This window comes from Asticcacaulis sp. (assembly GCF_051954415.1).
Lineage (GTDB): Bacteria > Pseudomonadota > Alphaproteobacteria > Caulobacterales > Caulobacteraceae > Asticcacaulis.
On sequence record NZ_JBQCHT010000019.1, the window covers coordinates 1 to 9141 of the forward strand.

Here is a 9141-nt window from a genome sequence, read left to right on the forward strand (position 1 = left end):
TAAAGTGCTTTCAAGTAAAGAGTTCGTGCTTTTTCCTATCTGTTCAACTCAGAGCGGAAAACGCTCTAACTGGCGCAGCACCTGCGGCACGGTCTCGCTCAGGTCTTCCGAGATCAGGCCTGGGCCGAACAGCCGCGCCGCTTCGGCGTGTATCCAGGCGGCGGCGCAGGCGGCATCGAAAACCGCCATGCCCTGCGCCACCAGCCCGCCGGCGAATCCCGCCAGCACATCCCCGGAACCAGCGGTGGCGAGGGTCGGCGGGGCATCGCGGTTGATGACGATGCGGCCATTGGGTGCGGCGATCACCGTATCTCGGCCTTTCAGCAGGACCACCGCGCCGCTGGTCTTTGCCGCCCGCAAGGCGTCGCTTTCCCGATCGGTGACCTTGCCGAATAGCCGGGCAAACTCGCCTTCATGCGGTGTGAGCAGGACCGGCGAACGGATGGTGTCGAAAAGCGACGACGGATCGTCCTTGAAAACAGTCAGGGCATCGGCATCGAGCACGCAGGCTTTTTGGGCTTTCAGCGCCGCCAGTACAAACGCCTTGGTGCGGTCATTGACGCCGGCCGCTGGTCCCATGACCACAGAGGTGACGCGGGGATCGCCGATCAATGCGGCGAAGCCAGCCTCATCCTTCACCGGCTTGGTCATCACCGCTTCGAGCGCCGTGGCATAGACGATCAGGCTCGATGGATCGCACGCCACCGACACCAGTCCGGTGCCGATCCGCAGGGCCGCCCGTGCCGCAAGCCTTGCCGCCCCGGTTGAAGCCACGGGGCCGCCCAGCACGACGCAGTGGCCGCGATCATACTTGCTGCCCTCGGCTTTTAAAGCGGGCAGGGCAGAGAGCCAAAGATCGGGCGAATTATCCATCCTATATCCTTATACCTCCTCACCTTTGGTGGGGAGGGGGACCGCGCCTTAGGCGCGGTATGGGGTTTCTTACTTCACAAAAGGTAGTAGCGCTGCCAGCGTAAGATTATCAACCTCGCCGTATCTCGGTGGAAATCCGGCGCGCAGGCGCATCCAGTCCTCCATCATCGCCGCCTGCTGCTCGTAGCCGTAATCCGTATAGGCCCGGCCATCGATCCGGTAATGATACTGTCCACGTTCGCGCCATACATAGCGCCAAAGAGTCATGCCGGTCTGATATTGCCAGATATGGACGAGCTCATGGGCCAGCAGACTCATGGCGACCGCGTTATCGCTCATATCCGCCGGCAGGCGCGGCCAGAAAATCCGACGGCCGCGCACCACGATCTGCGGCCCGCGCCCGATCAGTCGCGCCAGCCAGGACACCCAGTGGTGGCCGTCGATCAGCCGGACCGCCTCAAAGGGGACGACCGCCAGCAGTCCTGTTGGCAGGGCGCTGATCTCGGCAGGTGTAAGCGGGCGTATTTCAACCATTGTGACGAAGCCTAACCGCTTATACAGTGTGCGCCAATAATAAACGGGGCGGCCATGCCAGAGAATAAAATCAAGAAGCCTTTCTACCGCCATCTCTATGTGCAGGTCCTTTTCGGCGTGGCGTTGGGGGCCGCCGTCGGCCTGATCTGGCCGGAAGTGGCAGCGCAACCCTGGGTCAAAGCGCTGGGCGATGGCTTCGTCAAGCTGATCAAGATGACCATTGCCGTGCTGATCTTCTGCACGGTTGTCTCCGGCATCGGACAGGTGGCCGAGGCGAAGCAGGTCGGGCGCGTCGGCGTCAAGGCGATCGCCTATTTCGAGGTCATATCAACCTTCGCCCTGATCATTGGCCTGCTCGTCGGTCATGTGATCAAGCCGGGCGCCGGTATGCACGCCGCCGGCAACGCCGCGGCCGTGGCCAAATATATGGCGCCGGAAACCCATGAAACCCTGGTCGACTTCTTCCTGCACCTGATCCCGGATACCTTCCTGAGCGGCTTTGCCGAGGGCAATATCCTCCAGGTGCTGCTGGTCGCCATCCTGACCGGTTTCGCGCTCCAGCGTATCGGCCCGCCGGTGCAGGAAATCCGCAACCTGATCGACCAGGGCAGCCAGATCATCTTCGATATCATCACCATGATCATGAAACTGGCGCCGATCGGCGCCGGCGCGGCCATGGCCTATACGCTCGGCAAGTTCGGCGCGGCCGCGCTGGGCTCACTGCTGATGCTGATCGGCACCTTCTACCTGACGGCCATACTGTTCGTTGTCGTCGTCCTTGGCATCGTCGCCTGGCTGACCGGTTTCTCGATCTTCCGTTTCGTCGCCTATATCAAGGACGAACTGCTGATCGTGCTCGGCACCTCGTCATCCGAAAGCGCCCTGCCGAACCTTATGTGCAAGATGGAGGCGCTCGGCTGCTCGAAACCGGTGGTGGGGCTGGTGATCCCGACCGGCTATTCGTTCAATCTCGATGGTACCAATATCTACATGACCCTGGCCTCGCTGTTTATCGCCCAGGCCCTGGGTTATGACCTCAGCCTGATGCAGCAACTGACCCTTCTGGGCGTGGCCATGCTGACCTCGAAAGGCGCTTCGGGCGTGACCGGCGCCGGTTTCATTACCCTCGGCGCGACGCTCGCCGTCGTTAATCCGGCGCTGGTGCCCGGCATGGCCATCGTGCTCGGTATCGACAAGTTCATGAGCGAATGCCGGGCGCTCACCAACTTCATCGGCAATGGCGTCGCCTGCGTGGTGGTATCGCGCTGGGAAGGTGAACTGGACAGGGCAGCGTTGAAAGCGGGTCTGCACCGCAATGCGCTGGAAATACCGGCTCAATAGGCCCATTCCCGCCGCAAGCGCGCCTTATTGCATACTTATACTTATGGGTTCAGGCTGGCAGGCAAAGGCTTTGCGCCTGTAGGAGAACCTTGAAATGACACAGCACAAAAAATATCTGGCGCCTTCGCTGGCCGTGCTCGGCCTGATGGCGGCCACCCTGGCCATGCCCTTCGCGGCCCACGCCCAGTATGACACGCGGTCCTATGATGGTTATTGTTACGCCAAAAAGGACAATGCCGGCACCAATGGTGCGGTGATCGGCGCCGTGGTCGGTGGCCTGGCCGGCAGCCAGGTATCTAAGCATGAGCGCGGTCTCGGCACGGTCGGGGGCGCGGTCCTCGGCGGCGTGATCGGCAATCAGGTCGGCAAGTCGTCGGTGAAGTGCTATAACGGCGCCTATTACGCCTATCGTCAGGGCCAGTATTATTCGCCGCCAGCGGCGCCTGATGGCTACCAGGTGCTGTATTTCCGCGACCGCCCGCAAAGCGGCTATTACGACAACGTTTATTACGATCCGCCATCGAACCGCTACAGCCAGTCGGATGACCGGGGATACAACACTGTCCCCTACAGCGATAACAGCGATTACCAGACCCGGCCTGATGACAATAACGGATCGGATCGGCCTTATGTCGATGACCGCTATAATTCCGGTTCGCAATATGGCTCCAGCCGCCCGTACAATGCCGACGAAGGCTGGCGTGACGACCAGGGCCAGTGGCACTATGGCCGCCCGCGTGCCGTTGGCTGGCAGGACGATGATGGCCGCTGGCATATCGGCCAGGTGGTGGCCTATGGCTGGCGTGACCGTGACGGCGGCTGGCATGAGGAATCGTCCAGCTATTCCAGCAGCAGCTATTCAAGCTCCGGATACTAACAGGAAGGCGGAAGGTGGGAACATCTTCCGCCTTTATCGTCTTCACCTGCGGGCCCTTTTATGAAAAGGTAGGGGCAGACGGCGCGCCAATGACGCTGTCATTTGCCCGGAGGATATCATGAAAGCGGTTGTCAGCGTCGTTTTGGGTCTTGTTCTGTTAGCGCTACCAGGGGCGGCGCCGGCCCAGATCTTCACCGCTGAGCAGGACCATCAGAACATGAGGGACCAGCTTGGCATCCAGACCCTCCGCCCTGGTCCGAATGGCGATGAAAAGGCACCGGACCACGCCAATTATGACGAGGCCAAAGCCAATCCCTATCCCGACTGGCCGGATATCCTGACCCTCGACAATGGCCGGAAAGTCACCACGGCCGATGACTGGTGGCAAAAGCGCCGGCCGCAGATTGCCGAAGCCTTTGAACGTGAGGTTTATGGCCGTATCCCCGCAAATGTGCCCGCCGTGACGTGGAAGATCACTGAGAGCGAAACAGAAACCCTGCGGGACACGGACATTGTGGCGTCGCGCTTGGTGGGGCATGTCGATAATTCGGCTTACCCGGCGATAAGCGTTGATATCGACTCCGTGCTGATCTTGCCGGCGAAGACGAAAGCCCCGGCGCCGGTGCTGATCATGTTCAACTGGGGACCGGCCCAGTTCCCGGCGCCGAAAGTGCCGCCAGCCCCGCCGAAGGACATGGACCCGCGCATGGCGGGCTTTCTGGCTGCGGCGCAGGCCGCCAATCTCGACCGCATTCACCAACTGGTGGCGGACGGCTGGGGCGTGGTTATCCTCAACCCGACCAGCTACCAGGCCGATAACGGCGCGGGCCTGACGCAAGGCATCATCGGCCTCGTCAACAAGGGCCAGCCGCGCAAGCCGGACGACTGGGGCGCCTTGCGTGCCTGGGCCTGGGGCGCCGGCCGGGTCTTCGATTATCTCACCACCCGGCCGGAAGTGGACAAATCGCACATCGGCATCGAAGGCGTGTCGCGCTACGGCAAGGCGGCGCTGGTCACCATGGCCTTCGACCAGCGCTTTTCCATGGGGCTGATCGGTTCTTCCGGCGAAGGCGGCGCCAAGCCGCACCGGCGCAATTTCGGCGAGTCGGTCGAATCCTTGACCGGTTCCGGCGAATATCACTGGATGGCCGGCAACTTCCTCAAATATGGCGGGCCGCTCAATGCCGGCGACCTGCCGGTGGATGCCCACGAACTGATCGCCCTGGCGGCGCCGCGCCTGGTCTTTATCTCCTACGGCGTGCCCGAACAGGGTGACGCCAAGTGGCTGGACCAGCAAGGCAGCTATATGGCCACCGTGGCGGCCGGCAGCGTCTGGAAACTGCTCGGCGCCAAGGATCTCGGCGTCGGCAACGACTACAAAACCGCCGTCATGCCGCCGCCCTTGACCGACCTGCTGGATGGCCAACTGGCCTGGCGGCAGCATACCGGCGGCCATACGGATGCGCCGAACATGGCCAGTTTCATCACCTGGGCGGATCGAAACATGGGCCGCCAATAGCCATCCCGTACTGATCCTTTACATGCGTCGGGCTATGGTCCGCGCATGTGTAAAAGGGTGCGGCCAAAGGGTGCGGCATGAGCGAACTCAGCCCCAAGACAAATCGTCTGGTCCTTGTGGCCGATGACAATGACGAGACCGCTTTCGTCATCGAGGCCATGCTGGACCTGCTGGATTTCGGCGTCGAGCGCGCGCGCGACGGCCGCGAGGCGCTGGAGATGTCGGGCCAATCGGTCTATGCGCTGATCCTCATGGATATCGAGATGCCGGTCATGGACGGGCTGGCGGCCACCAAGGCGATCCGCGGCCAGGAAGGCGAGGGGCTGGTGCCGCCGGTGCCGATCGTGGGGATCACCGGACATTCGGACATGGGCACACGCCGACTGTGTCAACTGGCCGGGATGGACGAGGTGTTGTGCAAGCCGTTCCTGATGGAACAGTTGGAAGAGATTGTGACGGCGGTTTCGGTCAAGTGGGTGAACTGAAGTTTTAAGAAAGCAAGAACCCCCACCACCACGCCATGAAGAATGGCGCGGTCCCCCTCCCCAATAAATTGGGGAGGTATGATCCTTTCTATACCTCCCCGACTTGTCGGGGAGGGGGACCGCACGACCAAAGGGAGATGCGGTGGTGGGGTATCTTGCTTCGTCTTCAAGGTGGCACCTTGCGCACCAGCCAGGCCGGGAAGCCCGTCGGGCCGATGGTTTCGACATGGGTGGGCGGGGGATCAGGTGGCGGCTGTTTGAGAACCGTTTCATCAAAGCGCGCCGAGATGTCGTAAAAATCGGCATCGCTTTCGCGGTAGGGCGAATAGTCGGGCCAGCGGCCGTCGAGGCGGGCCCTCGCGCGGGTGACGGCATTGGCGCGGCCGGCGATGATCAGGGCCGTCAGGCGTTCTTTATCGAGTGGATCGGGGTCTTTGGCCGCCAGGCGGAGCAGAACGCCGCGGTCGGCTTCGTTGAACGGATGGTCCGGTTCGGGAGCGCCGGGCAGGCACGGGCTGCCATCGGGCCAGACGCCGCAATTCCGGGCATGGGCCCTGGTCATGCGATCGACGCGGTTTTGCAGGTCCAGCTTCCAGTTTTCGCCCGAAGGATAGGCGCTTTCCTCTTCATCGAGATCGTCATCGGCGAAGCGGGCGGCTTTGGCGGGTTTTGGCGTATCGACGCGCGGCGCTTCGTAGAGCTGGGCCAGCATACGGTCGGCCGCCAGGGCGTAGCGCCCGGCGCGTTCGCCTTCCAGAAAACAGAGGGGCTTGGGGATGAAGGTGACGGCCTCCATGACGCGATCGGCATAGCGGCGCAGCAGCCGGCGGACCGGTTTGATGGCGGCCTGGGCGTGGTCGCTTTCGGCGTCACCGACGGTCAGGGGCAGGGTCTCGATGGCGCGGTCATGGACGGTGATCGCCCGCGCGGCGCGCTCGGCCTCCAGATAGGTTTCGGGCAGGTCGAGGGTCTGGATATGGCGGGCGATGGCGTCGACAAACCCGCGCAGGGCCTCGCGCCGCGCCTTCAGTCTGTCGGCGTCGGACAGGGCATCATCGTCGGTGTCGGGACTGGCCTCCATCCGGATAGGATAGGCGCAGATGGTGGGGAGGGGATTAAGTCATTACTGGGAATGCGGTATTAAGTGGCGAAATGCAAAGAAATGGGAAAACGTTATGGTTGTAATTTTTCTTGAGTGTTAGGAAAAAATCGGAAAAACTAATATCTGGTGTGGCATCAAAAAGGCTGTGTGGAAATGCGGTTAAAGCGAATCAAGATCGAAAACGTAAGAAGTTTCCTTGAACCGCAGGAAGTTCTATTTGATGGGCCTATATCGATAATTGTAGGCCCTAATGGAGGGGGGAAAACTAATTTACTAGATACAATTGTTGCAATTTTCAGAGGTCACCTTATTCGGCCAAGATTTTTGACTCAGGTTCAACGGGATGTAGGTATCCGTTGGCAATTAAATGATAATACAGGAAGCATAATTAATCTCGAAAAACATAGCCACGCTTTGGATAAACCTCAATCAGTTGAGGTAGAATTGCAGATATCGCAAACTGATATCGATGGGATGAAATCTATCAAATCAGAAGCAAAATCATTAATTGCAAATTCCAAAAAAATTCTGGAAAACGATCCATGGTCTGTTTGCGAACAATGGAACCCTGATCAAATTCAACCTGGGACCAGCTTTATATATCGCTGGAATGGACATCAACTTGATCAAAATCAAGACGATAATGCTAGACAATTCCGCGAATATTTACAATTATTTGAAATTGACAATCGGCTTAGGAGCGAGGTTGGGACCACCTCTTTGCAAATGCCGATGATGTACCTGCCTGTAAATAGGACGGCCAGCAATATTTTATCAAGCGTAAGGTTGTCTGAATACAATGATATTGATCAGATTAGAAATTTTTCTTCCACAAATTCTAGATCACCAGCAAATTTAATGTATTTATCTATCGGCAGGATATCTAGAAAATACAGACATCTTCTCGAAAAATCAAACATTTCTGCCAAGACTGAATTTGACAATGATCCGCAAATTAAATCTCTAACTGCAAATTTGAAATCTTTAGGATATGAGTGGGAGTTGACTACTGTAAACGTAGACACAAATGAATATGATGTTCTCTTGAAAAAACAGGGAACGGTATTCTTGGCAAGTGCCGCATCCTCAGGTGAAAGAGAATTGCTTACCTATTTATTTGCAATTTACGGTTTAAATGTAAGGGATGCATTGATATTGGTTGATGAGCCCGAGTTGCATTTGCACCCAAAATGGCAAACGGCTTTGTTTGATTTATTTAAAAAATTATCCGAAGAGACTGGAAATCAATTCGTGATGACTACTCATTCGCCTAGTTTTATTACGCCGTCGTCAATTCAATATGTTTCTAGAGTCTATAGCGAAAGGCAGAGAAGCAGGTCAATTAGATTAAATTCCACTTCCCTACCAAACCCGAAACACCTTTTTAATGCGGTCAATAGCCAAAACAATGAGCGAATATTTTTCGCCGATCATGTAGTCTTAGTTGAAGGTATTTCAGATAAGATGGTATTTGAAAAACTTTTGGATATAAAGGGGCGATCTGAAGTAATTAAGGGTGGCATAACAATAGAAATTGTGAGCGTGGGCGGAAAAAATTTATTTCCTGCGTACCAAAAATTATTATCAGCTTGCGGTGTAAATTGTTCTGTAGTGGCTGATTTAGATTATCTGGAAGAAATTGGCGACAATTCTATAAAATCATTATTCAGGCTTGACGTCGATGGTGTGAAAAAATCGCTTACAAGCGATGCAAATAGTATAGATGCCAAGACGTTGGTTGATGCGATTGATATAGCTATGCAAAATGGGAATTGGAGCGAATCTCAGAGGATATGGAATTATATTAAATCTAGACGAATTAAATTGATAGATCAAATTGATGGAAACGATAAAGATTCATTAAATCTGTTTATTGAAAATATGAGAAACAGTAATATTTATGTTTTAAAGTTGGGAGATATAGAGGATTATTTGCCCGATGGCTTTAAAGGCAAAGATATTGAAAAGCTAATCCAATTGGTAAATCAAGAAGATTTTTGGGACGTTCTCCCTTTCCAAGGTCGAGCGGAACTGGAGGAAATCGCCAATTCGCTCCTTGGTCGCGTGAGTTAGGAGCGGGGAGCTTTGAAATAGATTTCAATTTCAACTCCGCCTGCCTCTCGCACCCGCGAAAAAATAGTTTCGCGGGTGCTCTGGCCTTTTGGGCCGGTTTCGGTTATACGGCGCGCAAATCTATATAAACCTCCACCTCGCAGCCTCTCCGAATTCGCAGAGGCTTTTTTGGCATCCGGAGCGGATAGGCCCCCTCCGTCAGCGACTACGCGCTGACACCTCCCCCGTTTCACAGGGGAGGAGACGGGACTTTCGACGCCTGTATTGCCCCTCACCCCGACCCTCTCCCCGCAAGCAGGGAGAGGGGGAAGACAGAAGATACAAGGCCCTTTATGAA

The 9141-nt window shown here is 56.5% G+C and carries 8 protein-coding genes; 5 read left to right on the forward strand and 3 right to left on the reverse strand.

Annotated features, from left to right (window positions below; translation table 11 throughout):
• Positions 1–48 precede the first annotated feature (48 nt).
• Both ACTHND_RS06285 and ACTHND_RS06290 read right to left on the reverse strand, forming a co-directional pair.
• Positions 49–873, reverse strand: a complete 825-nt coding sequence (locus tag ACTHND_RS06285; protein ID WP_440176860.1) for an NAD(P)H-hydrate dehydratase — start codon at positions 871–873, stop codon at positions 49–51.
• Positions 874–942: 69 nt separating this feature from the next.
• A complete protein-coding gene (locus tag ACTHND_RS06290; protein ID WP_440176862.1) occupies positions 943–1407 on the reverse strand; it encodes a hypothetical protein in 465 nt (154 codons plus the stop codon).
• 54 nt (positions 1408–1461) lie between these two features.
• Here ACTHND_RS06290 and dctA point away from each other — a divergent pair, with 54 nt between their 5' ends.
• The 4 genes from dctA (at position 1462) to ACTHND_RS06310 (ending at position 5629) form a co-directional block, all read left to right on the forward strand.
• Positions 1462–2748 (forward strand): C4-dicarboxylate transporter DctA, encoded by a 1287-nt coding sequence (dctA, locus tag ACTHND_RS06295; RefSeq protein ID WP_440176864.1) that lies wholly within the window; start codon positions 1462–1464, stop codon positions 2746–2748.
• Positions 2749–2842: 94 nt separating this feature from the next.
• Positions 2843–3625: a glycine zipper 2TM domain-containing protein gene (locus ACTHND_RS06300; protein WP_440176866.1), complete on the forward strand. Its 783-nt coding sequence runs from the start codon at positions 2843–2845 to the stop codon at positions 3623–3625.
• Between the two features lie 118 nt (positions 3626–3743).
• Entirely contained in the window at positions 3744–5144 is a 1401-nt protein-coding gene (locus ACTHND_RS06305; protein ID WP_440176868.1) for an alpha/beta hydrolase family protein, read from the forward strand.
• 77 nt (positions 5145–5221) lie between these two features.
• Positions 5222–5629: a response regulator gene (locus ACTHND_RS06310; protein ID WP_440176870.1), complete on the forward strand. Its 408-nt coding sequence runs from the start codon at positions 5222–5224 to the stop codon at positions 5627–5629.
• A 166-nt stretch (positions 5630–5795) separates the two neighbouring features.
• Here the strand turns inward: ACTHND_RS06310 and ACTHND_RS06315 are convergent, their stop codons facing one another.
• Positions 5796–6710, reverse strand: a complete 915-nt coding sequence (locus tag ACTHND_RS06315) for a hypothetical protein (protein ID WP_440176872.1) — start codon at positions 6708–6710, stop codon at positions 5796–5798.
• 147 nt (positions 6711–6857) lie between these two features.
• Between ACTHND_RS06315 and ACTHND_RS06320 the strand changes: the two genes are divergently transcribed.
• Positions 6858–8804 (forward strand): AAA family ATPase, encoded by a 1947-nt coding sequence (locus ACTHND_RS06320; protein WP_440176874.1) that lies wholly within the window; start codon positions 6858–6860, stop codon positions 8802–8804.
• The last annotated feature ends 337 nt before the right edge of the window (positions 8805–9141 follow it).